The organism is Stagnihabitans sp. (assembly GCF_964946895.1).
In genome coordinates this window covers 163,794-179,334 of record NZ_CBBQHX010000005.1, presented here as the reverse complement: position 1 = coordinate 179,334, position 15,541 = coordinate 163,794, and the positions used below count along the sequence as shown (strand labels likewise).

14 protein-coding genes and 1 tRNA gene are annotated in these 15,541 nt (G+C 64.8%); 5 read left to right on the top strand and 10 right to left on the bottom strand.

The genetic code is table 11. The features are described from left to right. Positions 1-139 precede the first annotated feature (139 nt). From AC1Y2B_RS05240 to pdxH, 6 genes are all read right to left on the bottom strand, one after another. The gene (locus AC1Y2B_RS05240) at positions 140-697 is read right to left on the bottom strand and encodes a helix-turn-helix domain-containing protein (protein WP_482252007.1); all 558 of its coding nucleotides are present in this window, start codon (positions 695-697) and stop codon (positions 140-142) included. A 93-nt stretch (positions 698-790) separates the two neighbouring features. Continuing rightward, a complete protein-coding gene (locus tag AC1Y2B_RS05235; RefSeq protein WP_482252006.1) occupies positions 791-2,221 on the bottom strand; it encodes a protein adenylyltransferase SelO in 1,431 nt (476 codons plus the stop codon). A 155-nt stretch (positions 2,222-2,376) separates the two neighbouring features. Continuing rightward, a tRNA-Pro gene (locus AC1Y2B_RS05230) sits at positions 2,377-2,453 on the bottom strand. 73 nt (positions 2,454-2,526) lie between these two features. Further along, positions 2,527-2,982, bottom strand: a complete 456-nt coding sequence (locus AC1Y2B_RS05225; RefSeq protein WP_482252005.1) for a DUF192 domain-containing protein — start codon at positions 2,980-2,982, stop codon at positions 2,527-2,529. After that, positions 2,982-3,509: a cold-shock protein gene (locus AC1Y2B_RS05220; protein ID WP_482252004.1), complete on the bottom strand. Its 528-nt coding sequence runs from the start codon at positions 3,507-3,509 to the stop codon at positions 2,982-2,984. Before AC1Y2B_RS05220 ends, AC1Y2B_RS05225 begins: the two co-directional genes overlap by 1 nt. A gap of 139 nt (positions 3,510-3,648) precedes the next feature. Continuing rightward, positions 3,649-4,251 (bottom strand): pyridoxamine 5'-phosphate oxidase, encoded by a 603-nt coding sequence (gene pdxH, locus AC1Y2B_RS05215; RefSeq protein WP_482252003.1) that lies wholly within the window; start codon positions 4,249-4,251, stop codon positions 3,649-3,651. 95 nt (positions 4,252-4,346) lie between these two features. Between pdxH and fabI the strand changes: the two genes are divergently transcribed. The 5 genes from fabI (at position 4,347) to AC1Y2B_RS05190 (ending at position 8,025) form a co-directional block, all read left to right on the top strand. Continuing rightward, positions 4,347-5,174, top strand: a complete 828-nt coding sequence (fabI, locus tag AC1Y2B_RS05210; RefSeq protein WP_482252002.1) for an enoyl-ACP reductase FabI — start codon at positions 4,347-4,349, stop codon at positions 5,172-5,174. Further along, positions 5,171-5,782: a LysE family translocator gene (locus tag AC1Y2B_RS05205; RefSeq protein WP_482252001.1), complete on the top strand. Its 612-nt coding sequence runs from the start codon at positions 5,171-5,173 to the stop codon at positions 5,780-5,782. The genes fabI and AC1Y2B_RS05205 overlap by 4 nt, the downstream gene beginning before the upstream one ends. Positions 5,783-5,800: 18 nt before the next feature. Beyond that, complete coding sequence (gpt, locus tag AC1Y2B_RS05200) at positions 5,801-6,307, top strand: xanthine phosphoribosyltransferase (protein WP_482252000.1); 507 nt, start codon at positions 5,801-5,803, stop codon at positions 6,305-6,307. Between the two features lie 21 nt (positions 6,308-6,328). Then, positions 6,329-6,829 carry a DUF2127 domain-containing protein gene (locus AC1Y2B_RS05195; protein WP_482251999.1) on the top strand — a complete coding sequence of 167 codons (501 nt, stop codon included), beginning with the start codon at positions 6,329-6,331 and terminating at the stop codon, positions 6,827-6,829. 92 nt (positions 6,830-6,921) lie between these two features. Next, positions 6,922-8,025, top strand: coding sequence for a pyridoxal phosphate-dependent aminotransferase (locus AC1Y2B_RS05190; RefSeq protein WP_482251998.1), 1,104 nt, complete (start codon positions 6,922-6,924; stop codon positions 8,023-8,025). Here AC1Y2B_RS05190 and AC1Y2B_RS05185 read toward each other — a convergent pair whose 3' ends face one another. The 4 genes from AC1Y2B_RS05185 to AC1Y2B_RS05170 all read right to left on the bottom strand — a co-directional run bounded on the left by AC1Y2B_RS05185 (position 8,026) and on the right by AC1Y2B_RS05170 (position 15,479). Next, positions 8,026-8,418, bottom strand: a complete 393-nt coding sequence (locus AC1Y2B_RS05185) for a DUF4177 domain-containing protein (RefSeq protein ID WP_482251997.1) — start codon at positions 8,416-8,418, stop codon at positions 8,026-8,028. 153 nt (positions 8,419-8,571) lie between these two features. Continuing rightward, on the bottom strand, positions 8,572-9,468 hold the full coding sequence (locus tag AC1Y2B_RS05180; protein WP_482251996.1) for a transglutaminase family protein: 897 nt from the start codon (positions 9,466-9,468) through the stop codon (positions 8,572-8,574). Next, positions 9,468-12,110, bottom strand: a complete 2,643-nt coding sequence (locus AC1Y2B_RS05175; protein WP_482251995.1) for a circularly permuted type 2 ATP-grasp protein — start codon at positions 12,108-12,110, stop codon at positions 9,468-9,470. Before AC1Y2B_RS05175 ends, AC1Y2B_RS05180 begins: the two co-directional genes overlap by 1 nt. A 42-nt stretch (positions 12,111-12,152) precedes the next feature. After that, the gene (locus AC1Y2B_RS05170; protein WP_482251994.1) at positions 12,153-15,479 is read right to left on the bottom strand and encodes a transglutaminase family protein; all 3,327 of its coding nucleotides are present in this window, start codon (positions 15,477-15,479) and stop codon (positions 12,153-12,155) included. Positions 15,480-15,541: the final 62 nt, after the last annotated feature.

The following is a 15,541-nucleotide window of genomic DNA, read 5'->3' as shown; positions in this document are numbered from 1 at the left end:
CTCCAATTTAGCGGAATGTCGTGCAAACGGACGCGTATGTCAATATAACGGATACACATCCGTAATGCAGGACACCTTTCCCCTTCATTCAGGCCCAAATATCCCACGGGGGTCCGGGGGTGTGAAACCCCCGGCGGTATCAGCTGTCCTGCACGATCAGAATGGCCCGCGCCGCCGCCGCGGCGTGGATCGCGTGCGGGCGGTCGGCGGGATAGCGGGCGGTGTCGCCGGGGCCAAGACGGGTTTCCTCCTCGCCGGAAATCACGCGGATTTGCCCTTCGATCACCGTCAGTTGTTCACGGCAGCCCGGAGAATGCGGATCGCTGACCAGATCGCCCTCCGCACCGAAGGTCAGATCGTACATCTCGTGCTCTCCGACGGCTTCGGCAGGCGACAGGATGCGGATCACCAGATTGCGGCCGCGGCCGGCGATGATCGGGGCGGCATCGGCCCGCATCACCTCGATGCCGGGGGCGGGGCGGCCCTCCAGCAGGCCGGCGAAATCGACTTGCAGGGCTTGGGTCAGATTCCACAGCGTGGCCACGGTGGGCGAGGATTCGCCACGCTCGATCTGGCTGACCATCGAGCGGCTGACCCCCGAGAGTTTGGCCACCGCATCCAAGCTGAGGCCACGCGCTTTGCGCGCCTCTCGCAAAGAGGCGGCCAGACGGTCATGGATCTCGGAGCGCGGGTTCATGGCGCCATATGACGCCAGGCAAGCCCCTGCCGTCAACGCCTTGGTCGGGCCGCAGAAGCCTCCGGCGGGGATATTTGTGCAAGTCTGAAAGGGTCAGGTGCCGCAGAAGGTAACATAGGGGCCAAAGCCGGACGGGGCCGGCAAGGCAAATCCCTCGCGGCCCTGATCGATGGCGAAGGGCGTGCGGAGGGCGGCCAGAAGGGCGGTGAAGGGGGTCATATCGCCAAGGGTCGCGGCGTCCAGCGCCTCTTCGACCTTGTGATTGCGCGGGATGAGGGCCGGGTTGGCGGCGCGCAGGCGGGCCGGGGCGTCGGGCCCCAGTCGCGACCGCCACGCCGGCAGCCAGGCCATCAGCGGGGCCGGATCCGGCAGCAGTGCCAGCAATGCCGCCTCGCGCCCTTCGGCGGCCTCGGCGAGGCGGCGGAACGACAGGGTCCAGTCGGCGCCGGTGATGGCCTGCAGGAACGCATCAGCCAGCGCGCCGCCCTTAGGATCATCCTCGCAAAGGGCCAACTTCCGGCGCATCACGGCCTCCCACGCCTTGCGATAGGCGGGGGCGATGGCGTCCAGCCTGGCGTTGGCAATCTCGACCGCGCGGCTTTCATCAGGGTCGATCAGCGGCAGCAGCGCCTCGGCCAGCCGCGACAGGTTCCAGGCGAGGATCTGCGGCTGGTTGGCATAGGCATAGCGTCCCTGCCGGTCGATCGAGGAGAAGACAGTGCCCGGGGCATAGGCCTCCATGAAGGCGCAGGGGCCGTAGTCGATCGTCTCGCCCGACAGCGCCATGTTGTCCGTGTTCATCACGCCATGGATGAACCCCATGCCCATCCATGCGGCGATCAGATCGACCTGACGGGCGGTTGCGGCGTCAAACAGGCCAAGCGCGTCATCCGGGGCCAGATGGGGATAATGCCGTGCGATGGTATAGGCGGTGAGAGTCTTGAGGGTCGCGGTATCGCCCCGGGCCGCGAAGAACTGGAAGGTGCCGACGCGGATGTGGCTGGCCGCAATCCGCGCCAGAACGGCCCCCGGAAGCTTGCCGCTGTCGCGCCAGATCGCCTCGCCGGTTGCCACCACCGCCAGGGACCGCGTGGTGGGCACGCCAAGCGCGGCCATCGCCTCAGAGATCAGGTATTCACGCAGCATCGGCCCGACCGCCGCCTTGCCATCGCCACCGCGCGAAAACGGCGTGCGGCCCGAGCCCTTGAGCTGCAGATCAAAGCGTCCCCGCGGCGTGACCAGTTCGCCCAGCAAATGCGCCCGCCCGTCGCCCAACTGCGCCGAAAACCCGCCGAACTGATGGCCGGCATAGGCCAGCGCAATCGGGTCAGCCCCGTCGGGCAAGGCTGCGCCGGAAAACCAAAGGGCGGCATTGTCGGCCAGGTCCTGAATGTCCAGCCCAAGATCACGCACCAGGGCCTCGTTCAGCACCAGAAGGCGCGGCGCGGGCGCCACGGCAGGCCGATCGCGCAGATAAGTGCCCGGCAGATCGCGGGCGTAAGAGTGCTGGAAGGACAGGGTCATGGCGTCTCCTTTCCCCAAATATGGCGTCTGGGGAGATCGGGGCAAGTCTGGGGCCGTATGGCGCCGCTTGTCAATTCCTGCAACCTGACACCAAGACCGATCCGACCTTGGTCGCGCGTCGCCGGTCCTTGTGGACCCTTTGGCCTTGAGGAAGGTGGTCGGAGTGAGAGGATTCGAACCTCCGACCCTCTGGTCCCAAACCAGATGCGCTACCAGACTGCGCTACACTCCGTACCTTGTCGCTTCCTAGCGGGTTTAGCCGCCGATGAAAAGCGCCTGCTGCGCATTCAGACGCAATTGCTGGCCTAGTTGGCGCAGCTCCACGCTGCCTTGGCCGGATCAATCCGCGCCGCACGCAGGTCTGCACCCGGCACGATACCCATGCGCGCCGCCAATCCGCCATTTATTTCAAGGACATATTCTACGCCAAGACCACCGTCGATCGGCGTAAGGTCGCCCGGCACTGCATTGGGGTGCACCACGGTCACGCGGCCCGTCTGGTCGGCAAAGACCATATCCAGCGGGATCAGCGTGTTCTTCATCCAGAAGAACGCATGTTCCGGCGCAGAGAAGACAAAGAGCATCCCCTGCGAGGCGGCCATGTGATCGCGGTTCATCAGACCCTTTTCGCGCAGGGCATCGGTGTCGGCAATCTCGACCGAGAAGCGGGCCTGACCGCCGGTCCAGCGCAAATCCACCGCGTCCGGCGCACAGTCGGCATCGGCCGCGCCCGCCATCCCCATCATGAACGCAACAGCCATCAGCCGCGACGCAAAGCACCTTCCCATGACACCACCTGCACTGCCATCCGGCCCCGCTTGCCCTCCATGATGCGCAGGCACACCGCCTCGCCCGCCTGAAGGTCGGCAAAACCCGACACCCTTAAGACTTCCACGTGAACGAACACATCTTCCGACCGCCCGAAAACATTGGCAAAGCCGAATCCCTTGTCCTTGTCAAACCACTTCACCCGCGCCGGTTCCAGCGCCAGATCGGTGTAATCCTCTGGAACCGCACCGTCTTCTTCCGTCAGGTTCAATTGCGCACCGGGTGGCGGGGCAATGTCCAGCACCTCGACCGCCTGCTGGCCGCGCGGGGTCTTTTGCACCTTCACCGTGATCGCGGCGCCATCCGAGACCGAGCTTTGCCCGAAATTCCGCAACACATTGGCGTGAAGCAGTATGTCAGATCCGCCCTCATCGGCGACGATGAAGCCAAACCCCTTGCCGGGATCAAACCATTTTACCCGTCCCTGAATGGCCAAGGGCGCCTTGTCTTCGTCTTCCATAATGCGCGGTATTTTCCGGTGTAAGTCTCGCAAGCACATGCATGACTCGAACAAAAACGAACATGCAAGAGGCAAAGATGCGAAAGGGGCGACGTCCTATCCTAAGGAATAGTTTTTACCTGTTGATAAAAAGCTTGCCTTATGGATTGAGGCGTTCCACCGACCATGGGCTGGAAGAATCGGGCCGTGTCCACCGGAAGCGGTCATGCAGGCGGAAGGCGCCATCCGCCCAGAATTCGATCTCGACCGGGGTGATGCGCAAGCCGCCCCAGAAGGGCGGACGCTTGGGGTTGGGGCCCTGCACCAGGGTGACCTTGGCCACCTCGGCCATCAGCGTGGCGCGCGAGGCGAGGGGCTGTGATTGCTGGCTGGCCCAGGCCCCCAAGCGGGATTTCAGGCTGCGCGAGGCGTAGTAGTCATCCGCCTGCGGCCCCTCCTCGCGCGTGATCAGGCCACGGACGCGAATCTGCCGGCGCAGGGATTTCCAGTGCATCACGAAGGCCGCCTTGCCGGCGCCCTCGGCCTCGAGCGCCTTTTTTGATCCATAGTTGGTGTAGAACACGAAAGCCGCATCCTCGATGTCTTTCAGAAGCACCATGCGGACGTTGGGCAGGCCCGCCTCGTCCACCGTGGCGAGGGCCATGGCATTGGGATCGTTGATCTCGGTGGCTTCGGCTTCAGCCAACCATGCCTTGGCCAAGGCAAAGGGGTCATCCCCTGCAAAGATGCCTGTTCTGTCCATTCGTGGTTCCTTCCCTCACGTCAGCCCTGCCCTTGATGCAGCAACAGCTTTCGCCTACACCGGGTCCAGCGGATAGGGTGGCTGGGGAAGACCGAATGTCAACTGGACTTATGGCAGGCAAGCGCGGGCTCATCATGGGTCTGGCGAACGACAAATCGATTGCCTGGGGCATTGCCAAGACACTGGCGGACCACGGGGCCGAGATGGCCTTCTCCTATCAGGGTGAGGCGTTGAAAAAGCGCGTCGACCCGCTGATCGCGTCGATCGGCATGTCAGAGATGGTGGAATGCGACGTCGGCAACGAGGAGTCTATCGATGCCCTTTTCGCCCGGCTGGCCGAAAAATGGGGCAAGATCGACTTTCTGGTCCACGCCATCGGCTTTTCCGACAAGAATGAGTTGCGCGGCCGCTATGTCGACACGTCGAAGGCAAATTTTGCGATGACGATGGACATCTCGGTCTATTCCTTCACCTCCGTCAGCCGCAGGGCTGCGGCGATGATGACGGACGGTGGCAGCCTGCTGACGCTGACCTACTACGGGGCCGAAAAGGTCATGCCGCACTACAACGTGATGGGCATTGCCAAGGCCGCCCTTGAAGCCTCGGTCAAGTATCTGGCCGAGGATCTGGGCAAGGACGGCATCCGCGTCAACGCGATCTCTGCCGGGCCGATCAAGACACTGGCCGCGTCCGGGATCGGCGACTTCCGGTACATCATGAAGTGGAATGAACTGAACTCGCCCCTGCGCCGCAACGTCGATCAGGAAGAGGTCGGCAAGGCCGCCTTGTACCTGCTGTCCGACCTTGGCTCGGGGACCACAGGCGAGAATCTGCATGTCGATGCGGGCTATCACGTCGTCGGAATGAAGGCGGTTGACGCGCCGGACATCGACGTGGTGACGGGGCGCAAAGACGGGCAATGACACTCGCGGCCTTCCTGACCGTCGCCTTGATGCATCTGATGGTGGCGTTCAGCCCGGGTCCTGCGGTGCTGATGTCGGCGCGCATCGGCTTGACCGAGGGTTTGCGGGCCGGGATCTTCGTGGCGACGGGCATTGGCGTCGGCGGCGTGGTCTGGGCGTCGGCGGCGCTGTTCGGGCTGAACCTGGTGTTTCAGGCGGCCCCCTCGCTGCTGTGGGCGTTGCGGCTGGGCGGGGCGGCGTATTTGTTGTGGATGGCTTGGGGCCTGTGGCGCGATGCGGATCAGCCGATCGCCTCCACCGAGACGCTGGTGCCACGGGGGGACCTTGCCGCCTTCCGGCTGGGCCTGTGGACCCAGTTGTCCAACCCCAAACCCGCCGTTCTGTTTTCGGCGATCTTTCTGGGCACCGTGCCGCAGGGTACGCCGGCTTGGGTCTATGCCGCCCTGCTGTGTGTTGTCTTTGTGAACGAAACCCTGTGGAATTCCGCCGTCGCACGGATTTTCTCTTTCAACCGCGCGCGGCATGCCTATATCAGCTTGAAAACGGTGATTGACCGCACCCTGGGAGGATTGCTTGCTCTCCTGGGGATCAAGATCGCCGCTTTCTGACAACCTTCCGAGGATACCATGATCGACCGCTTGCCGCATGAAAAAGGCTTCCACGTCAGCTGGGACCAGATCCACCGGGATGCCCGCGCCCTGGCGTGGCGGCTGGATGGCAAGGGCCCCGACAATGGCGCCTGGCGCGCCGTGGTGGGCATCACGCGCGGCGGGCTGGTACCGGCGATGATCGTCAGCCGCGAGTTGGACATCCGCGTGGTCGATACGATCAGCGTGAAAAGCTACTCTCACCAGTCGCAGGCGGCCGAAGCCATTGTGACCAAGGCCCCGCAGCCCGAGCTGATGGGCGACGGCACCGGCATTCTGATTGTCGATGATCTGGTCGATACCGGCAAGACGCTGGAACTGGTGCGCCGCCTATATCCCAAGGCGCATTTCGCCACGGTCTATGCAAAACCCTCGGGCAAGCCGATGGTCGACAGCTACATCACGGAAGTGTCACAGGATACCTGGATATTCTTCCCGTGGGATATGGCCCTGCAATATGTTCAGCCGTTCCGCGGCCAGGACTGATGGGGGCGGAACGAGGGTGACATGTTGATCAATCCGACCAGCCGGCTCGGGAAACTACTGCACTGGCTGTTCGAGGCGAGCCTCGTCCTGAAAGGCCTGTTCGCGGCAGGCGAGAGTCTGGGCGGATTGGGCCTGCTGTTCACGCCGAACCTCACGATCCTGAACTTTGTCGGTTGGGCACTGCGCAATCACCTGACCGACAATCCGGATGCCGACATGGCGCAGGTCGTGCATGGGCTGGCTGCCAAGTTCACGGTGACCGATCAGCATTTTTACGCGCTGTACCTTCTGGGCCATGGCGCGATCAAGTTCCTGATGGTTCTGATGCTGGCCCGGCGCATCCTGTGGGCCTATCCGGGGGCGATGGCGCTGCTGGCAGGCTTCGTGATCTATCAGTTCCATGAATTCCTGACCTTCGGCAGTCTGGGCTTTCTGGTGCTGACCGTGCTTGATCTGATCATGATCGTGCTGGTCTGGCGCGAATGGAATGTCCTGAAGCTGACCCACGGCCACAAGCACTGACGGGGCCGCACGGCACGCCGGACTGAGACAGGTCACACTTCGCACGCCGGGGGGATTGCAACCACCGGCGGTTCCGAGGCAGATTTGGCGGCATGACACCACCGATCCTGACACCCCTGGCGGCAAGCCTGCCCTCCACCGTGCCCTTTGTCGGGCCCGAGACACAAGAACGCGCGCGTGGACGGGCCTTCGCGGCCCGGCTTGGCGCGAACGAATGCCTGTTCGGCCCCTCTCCTGCTGCGGTGGCGGCGCTGCGGGCGGCGGCGCAGGATGTCTGGATGTATGGCGATCCGGAATGCTTTGACCTGAAGGCCGCGATTGCCGCGCATCATGGCGTAAGCGCGGCCCATGTCGTGGTGGGCGAGGGCATCGACGCGCTGTTGGGGCTGCTGGTGCGGCTGCTGGTCGCGCCGGGTGATGGCGTGGTGACCTCTGCTGGGGCCTATCCGACCTTCAACTTCCATGTCGCGGGCTTTGGCGGCACCCTGCACCGCGCCCGCTATGCCGGAGATTTCGAGGACCCCGACGCGCTGGTGGCCTTGGCCCGGCAGACCGGGGCGCGGTTGATCTATCTTGCCAACCCCGACAATCCGATGGGCAGCCATCATCCGGCCGCCGTGATTTCCAAGATGATCGAGGCGCTGCCGGACGGCTGTCTTCTGGCGCTGGACGAGGCCTATGTCGAACTGGCCCCCGAGGGGACCGAGGCGCAGGTGGCCGCCGATGACCCAAGGGTGATCCGCTTTCGCACCTTCTCCAAGGCGCATGGCATGGCGGGGCTGCGGTTGGGCTATGCCTTGGCGGCGCCCGATCTGGCGCAGGCCTTCGACAAGGTGCGCAACCATTTCGGCGTGGGGCGGGTGGTGCAGGCTGCAGGGATTGCAGCCCTTGGCGACAAGGCTCACCTGCAGGCGGTGCGGCGATGGGCCGAGGCCGGGCGGCAGCACCTGGGCCAGATCGCACGCGATAACGGATTGCGCCCCCTGCCCTCGGCCACCAACTTCGTCACGATGGACTGCTTGGGCGATGGCGACCATGCCCGCGCCCTGCTCAAGGCGTTGATCGCCCGGGATATCTTTGTGCGGATGCCCGGGATTGCGCCGCTGGACCGCTGCATCCGGGTCAGCATCGGGGATGAGCCTTCGATGGCGGCCTTCGCGGCAGCCTTGCCGCTGGCGCTGGCCGATCTGGCCTGACTATTCCGCCGCAAGATCGGGGTTGGCCGGGCCTAAGGCCGGGGCGGCCCCCACCGGCTGGATTGCTGCCCCCAACAGCGGAGAGCCAACCGTTCCCGGCTCAAGCGAGGTCAGGCGCAATTGGCCCATCGTGGTCTCGACCACCTCGCTGCCAAGATCCTCGGCCAGACGGCGGAACACCAGAAGCGTCTGGAACGAGGTCTTCGAACCGGTCAGCCCCACCCGTTCATCCATCGGCAGGGTATCGGCACGCTGGTATTCCCAGCCTTCCGCCCCCATGCGGTTCATCAGCCCGGTCAGCGCAAAAGCAAACCGCTCTTCGCCGGTTTTCAGACCACGGGCCTTTTCGCCTTTGCGCGGCGCTGGCACCACACGGTATTCGTAATGTTGCATCGGACCCTCGAACCGCAAGCCCACCAGACGGGCAACAGCGCATACCTTACAGAGATTCGGGGGGCAAGGCCAAGTGGGGCAAAGATAATCGCCGAGCGGGTGAGGCGGCGCTGCGTCACCTGCAGCCTATGGTAGAGCCGTGGCAGCCTCCCGCTAGGCGTGGCGTCTGACCGCCGGACGCTCGATCAGATCGACCGCGTGGCTGCCCTTTTGCCCGCCATCCATCCGCAAGGCACCGGTGACCGGGGCCACGTCGCCATAATCGCGGCCATGTCCCACGCAGATGTGATCGGTGTCGGCGAAGACCGCGTTGGTCGGGTCATGGTCGAGCCAGCCGGCCTCGGCCCCGGCCCAGGCCCGGACCCAGGCATGCATGGCGTCCGCCCCCTCCAGCCGCGGTTTGCCGGGCGGCGGCAGGGTGCGCAGGAAGCCACCGACATAGGCCGCAGGAATACCAAGGCTGCGCAGGCCGGCGATCATGATCTGGGCAAAGTCCTGACAGACGCCGCGTTTCAGCCGGAACGCCTCGGCGGGCGGCGTGTCGACCTCGGTCGCCTTGCCGTCAAAGGTCATGTACCTGTGAAGCGCGTTGCCGACGGCGGCAATCGCAGCCCTTGTGGTTTGCGCCCCCTTCACCGCATCCCGCGCAAAGGCGGCAATGTCCGCGTCCTGCGCGATGCGGGGCGAGGCGGACAGGAAATGGTGCGGCGAGGTGGCGCCGATCTCGGTGATCTCTTCCAGCTCCGCGCACAGACGGTCAAGCGGGGGCGACATGTCCAGCTCCTGCCCCAAGGGCTGGCGGACGACCTTGGCGGTCATCGCAATCTCGCATTTGGTCAGACCGGGTGCCATGACGACTTCCAGCACCTTTGTGCCGAAAAAGTCTGTGAACTCGCGCCGTTCAGAGGGATCGGGGGTGATGGCGATGTCGCAGGACAGCACGATTTGCTGGGCAGCCATACTGGCCGGCTGAATGCGTAGCAATTGCCGCCCCGCCCCGGTGGGCCGGTCAAAGTCATATCGGATCACAAGGCGCAGATCATATTCCATCAGCGCAGGTACGCCTCTGTGACAAGGTTCGACAGCGCCGCCACCTGGCCCCGGAACGCCCAAAGCGCGGCGGTGGTCAGGGTTTCTGGCTCTTGCGTGGCAAGGTCAGTCTGGCAGCGCAGCATGGCGCGGGCGAGGGGTGAGAGGACACCGTTTTCCTCGGCCCCCGGCAGCATGCGGACCTGTTCGTCCAGCGCCTCGATCTGGTGGCGGACAGAGCGGGGGTTCATCGGGTCCAGCGCCAGCAGGTCGATGACCGTATCGCGCGAGGTGGCCACGGTAAAGCGGCGGCGGTGGGTCAGGACCGAGTCGCCCAATTCGATGGCAAGGTCCAAGGCACCCGGTGCGGCTTTTTCATCGGCCAGCACGGCAAGGATTTCGGTCATCCCCATGGCCCGTTCATGCAACCGGCCGATGGTCAGGAAGCGCCAGCCCATGAAGCGGTACATGTTTTCATGCACAAGCCCGGTAATGCCCGCCAGTTTGCGCAGCAGGGCTGACAAGGCACGCGCGGCATCATCCCCTGCCGTCACCTGCAAGGCCATGCGGCGGGCGGTCTTGTTGATATCGACCAGCGCCTGCCAAGCGTCGGGCGAGAAGCGGTCACGCACCTGCCCCGCGCTGGCAATCGCCGCCGCCAGCGTGTCCAACAGGCCCGGCGGAATTCCCGGCACCGGGTCGATGCCGCGCGATTTGAACAAGGGTTGCAGCGCGGCAAGGATCGGCGCGGCCGCAGCCCCGGTCTCTGCCAGCCGGATGTTGCGGGCGCGCAGCAGGCGCACCAGCCCTTCGGTCCGCTCGATATAGCGGCCCAGCCAGAACAGATTGTCCGCCGCCCGCGACGGCAAGGCCCCGGGTCCCATGCGCCGGAATGGCCCCGTGACGGTGGGCACCATCGAGACGGCGGGCACTTCCTTGGGCGAGACGATCCAGACATCCGCCGCCGTCCCGCCCCGCTGCAAGGCAATCGCCGTGGGGTCGGGGGTGGAGCCGATGCGGGCGAAACCGCCGGGCATGACCTGCCAACCCTCGGGTGTACGCGCCAGAAACACGCGCAGTGTCATTGGGCGCGGCGCCAGTTTGCCATCGACCAGCGCCGGCGTGGTGGACAGGGTGACGGCCTCTTGCGCCACCAGCCCCCTGCCCTCGGCCTCCAGCTTGGCTTTCAGGTCCTTGGCCGACAGGGTCGCGGCAGCAATGATCTCTTCCTGACGGTCAAAGGGCAGGCCGGTGGCCAGGGCCGGGGACAGCAGCATGCGTTTGGGCGCCTCGGCCACTTCGGCGCGTTCCGCTGCCCCGCCGCACCACCATGTCGCGATGTTGGGCAGCTTCAGCGCCGCGCCGACCAGTCGGGGCGCAAGGCTGGGCAGGAAAGCCATCAGCGCCCGGGTTTCCAGAATGCCAGAGCCTAACGCGTTGACCATCGTCAGCCCATTGGCCCGCAGGGCGGAAACCATGCCCGGCGTGCCAAGCCGAGAGGCCGCGTTCAACTCCACCGGGTCGGCGTAGCTTCCGTCCAGCCGCCGCCACAGCACATCGACGGGCTTGAGCCCCGAAACCGTGCGCACCATCAGGCGGCCGTTTTCCACCACCAGATCCTCGCCCTGCACCAGCGTGATGCCAAGGTAACGGGCAATGTAGGCGTGTTCGTAATAGGTCTCGTTCAGGGGCCCCGGTGTCAGGATCGCGGCGCGGGCGTCCCTGTCCTGCCGCAGACCCAGAAGCGCGTCGCGGAAGTCGCGGAAGAATCCCGCCAGGCGGTGGACGTGACCCTGCGCATAAAGCTCGTTGAACGCGCGCGAGGTGGCGACGCGGTTTTCCAAGGCATAGCCCGCGCCCGAAGGCGCTTGGGTGCGATCGGCCAGCACCCACCATTGGCCATCCGGGCCACGGCCAATCTCGAAGGCCAGAAAATGCAGGTAGTGACCGGACTGCGGGGTGATGCCGACCATGGGCCGCAGCCATTCGGGGTTGGCGGTGATCAGGCTGGGCGGCAGATGCCCGCCCTCGACCAGACGGTTTTCGCCGTACAGGTCGGCCATCAGCGCCTCAAGCAGTTCGGCGCGCTGGATCAGGCCGGGGACCAGCGTCTCCCAATCGGATTCCGCGATCAGCACCGGGATGGGCGACAGGGGCCAAGGCCGTTCGACGGATTCACCGCCGCCGTATTGGCGGTAGAACACGCCGGAGTCGCGCAGATACTGCTCGGCTCTTGCGGTGCGGCGGTCGATGTCTTCCGGTGTAAGCTCGGCAAAGGCCTTGGCAAAGTCGCTCCACAGCGGACGCAATGTGCCGGTGTCGTCGACCATTTCATCCGGCGTAGCGGTCAGCGGCCTGTACGTCTTAAGAGCCTGCGCCAGTCTGGCGACCTTGGCATGTTCCGCGGCAAGCTTTTCAGCGACCTTTTCCGCTGCAGCCTTTTCGGCTTCGGTCCGGACAATCTCGGCCCAGCCCGGCGCAGACTTCCCGGGGTCAGACTTCCCGGGGTCAGACTTCGCAGATCCCGGCAGGCCGGTACCCGGCTTACCGGCCACGGCATTCGTCGCCTCGCCCTTGCCGGCTTCCGCTTTCAGCTTGTCCAAACCCGCCCGCTCCTCTGGCCCCGACGCGGCCCCTGCACCCGCCTTGCCGGAAGTCGGCATGACAGGTTTTGCAGGATGTTTGCGATCATCAGGGCTCATCGGTTAGAGCCCGATGGGGCGGCGGAGGTCAAGTGTCATCGGGAACTCATTCGAGACACGTTCCGAGGCAGGCGTATAGAAACCTCCCGTATGACCAAAGGGCTGGAACCGGGCCAGCCTGCGCGCCTCGGCCTCGTTGCCGTTGATCGGAAAGGTGTCGTAGCTGCGCCCGCCGGGGTGCTTGACGTGATAGGTGCAGCCGCCAAGCGCCCGGTTCGACCAGGTATCATAGATGTCAAACGTCAGGGGCGCGTCGATGCGCAGCACCGGATGCATCGCGGTCGCCGGTTGCCAGGCCTTGTAGCGCACCCCCGCCACGGCCTGACCGCCCCCGACATCCGCCAAGGGCAAGGCGCGACCATTGCAGGTCACGGTGTAGCGGCCGGGATTGCCGCCGGACAGCTTGACCTGCAAACGCTCGGTCGAGCTGTCGGTATAGCGCACCGTGCCGCCCAAGGCCCCGGTTTCGCCCAGCACGTGCCACGGCTCCAGCGCCTGTTTCAGCTCCAGATGGACGCCATCATAGGTGACCTCGCCACAGAAGGGGAAGCGGAACTCGGCCTGCGCCTCGAACCAGTCCTCTTGCATCGGGAAACCGTGCTGGCGCAGGTCGGCCAGCACATCGCGGAAGTCCTGCCAGACGTAATGCGGCAGCATGAAGCGGTCGTGCAGGGCAGTGCCCCAGCGGGTCATCTCGCCCTTGGCCGGGGCGTTCCAGAAGCGGGCGATCAGCGCGCGAAGCAGCAGTTGTTGCGCAAGGCTCATCCGCGCATCCGGCGGCATCTCGAAGCCACGGAATTCCACCAGACCAAGGCGGCCCGTTGGCCCATCGGGGGAGTAAAGCTTGTCGATGCAGATTTCCGACCGGTGGGTGTTGCCGGTACTGTCGGTCAGCATGTTTCGCAAGAGCCGGTCCACCAGCCACGCGGGCGGCGGATTGCCCTGCCCCGGCGCGGGGATCTGGCTAAGCGCAATCTCCATCTCATACAGGGCATCATGCCGCGCCTCGTCCATGCGCGGGGCTTGACTGGTCAGGCCGATGAAAAGGCCCGAGAACAGGTACGACAATGACGGATGCCGGTTCCAGTGCAGGATCAGGCTGGCGAGCAGATCGGGGCGGCGCAGGAAGGGACTGTCGTTGGGCGTGGCCCCGCCCACCACAACATGGTTGCCGCCGCCGGTTCCGGCATGCTTGCCGTCGATCATGAACTTGTCAGCCCCAAGCCGGGACTGGCGGGCCTCTTCATAAACTGCCGTGGTGATATCCACGCAGTCTTGCCAAGTGCGGGCGGGGTGGATGTTGACCTCGATCACCCCCGGATCGGGTGCCACCCGGATCACGTTCAGGCGCGGGTCATGGGGGGGGGCGTAGCCCTCGATGTGAACCGGCAGGCCCAGGCGGTTGGCGGCGGCCTCGGCGGCGTGGAGAAGGTCGAGGTAATCTTCAAGGCTGACCACCGGCGGCATGAAGACACAAAGCCGCCCGTCGCGGGGTTCGACGGACAAGGCGGTTCGGATATAGCCGTCCACCTCCATGATGGGCGAGCCTTGGTTGATCTGGTCACCCTGCGGCGCGTTGGCGACAAAGCTTGCCCTCGGCTGCGATTTGCGCTCGGCGTCCAAGGGGGCAACGGGGGGCAAAGGGGGCCGTTCCACCGTGGGATCGGTCGGGTTGATGTAGGGATAGGAGGAGGCGGGGATCCACGGCAGACTTTCCAGCGGCAGGCGGTAGCCGACCGGGCTGTCGCCGGGCACAAGGAACATGTAGCCGCGCCGCAGCCGCCACTTTTCCGACCGCCAGCGTTTACCGTAGGCGCGGCTTTGCCAGCTTTGCACCGGCAGGATGAAGCCTGACGGCTCATTGAGGCCACGATTGAAGACGGTCGCCAAACGGTGCCGCGCCTCGGCGTCCTTCAACTCGGAATTGGCGGGGGTGACATTGGCGGGCAGGTTCGCCTCTTTGACCAGCCAAGTGGCCGGGTCCTCATAGGCGGGAAGGATGTTCTCCTCTTCAAGATCCAGCTCGGCTGCAATCTCACGCAGCAATTCCTGCGCATCCAGCGGGGTGACGCCAGTCTGCGCGCCCTCTTCGGCGATCAGGGCCGGGTTCTGCCAGATCGGCTGGCCATCGTTGCGCCAGTACAGCGAGAAGGTCCAGCGCGGCAGGGTTTCGCCGGGATACCATTTGCCCTGACCATAGTGCAGAAAGCCCCCGGGCGCGAAGCGACTGCGCAGGCGTCGGATCAACTCGTCGGCCTTGGCGCGCTTGGTAGGACCGACGGCGGCGGTGTTCCATTCCTCACCCTGATAGTCGTCGATCGACACGAAGGTCGGTTCGCCGCCCATGGTAAGACGCACGTCACCCGCTTCAAGCACTGCATCAACTTTATGCCCCAAAGCGTTGATATCGTTCCAACTTTCCTCACTGAAGGGTTTGGTGATGCGCGGGTGTTCGGCCACTCGGGCCACCTTCATGTCAAAAGCGAATTCCACCTCGGCGAAGCTGGCCAGCCCCGAAATCGGCGCGGCGGAGCGGTAGTGCGGGGTCGCCGCCAGCGGGATATGGCTTTCTCCGGCCAGAAGACCCGAGGTCGGATCAAGCCCCACCCAGCCTGCGCCGGGAATATAGACCTCGACCCAGGCGTGCAGGTCGGTGAAATCCACCTCCGTCCCCGAGGGGCCATCCAGGGCCTTGAGGTCAGGCTTCAACTGGATCAGGTAGCCCGACACAAACCGCGCCGCAAAGCCGAAATGGCGCAGCGCCTGCACCAGCAACCACGAACTGTCGCGACACGACCCGCTGCCGATCGACAGCGTTTCCTCGGGCGTCTGCACGCCGGGTTCCATCCGGATCGTGTAACGCACCTTGCCGGAAATCATCGCGTTCAGCATCACCACGAAATCGGTGGTACGGGTCCGGGTCTTGGGGACCATCCGCAGGAAAGCGTCCAGTTCCGGCCCGACAGGCTCTGCCCGGCGGTAAATCTCAAGATCTTCGGTCAGGTCGGACGCATAGGTGAAGGGCCAATGTTCGGCGTAATCCTCGACGAAGAAGTCAAACGGGTTGTAGACCGTCATGTCGGCCACAAGATCAACCTCGATCTTGAACTCGGTCACCGGTTCGGGAAACACGAAGCGCGCCAGCCAGTTGCCGAACGGGTCCTGCTGGTGGTTCACGAAGTGGTTGGCCGGTGACACCTTCAGGCTGTGCGAGATCACCTTGGTCCGGCTGTGCGGCGCGGGCCGCAGGCGGATGACCTGCGGGCCAAGGATGACGGGGCGGTCATACTTGTAGTGGGTCAGGTGATAGATGGACGCTTTGATCGACATGAAACCTCCGCCGGGCCGTGGGACCCGCACTCTGCATCCTGCCTAGCATGACAGCCGTCGGG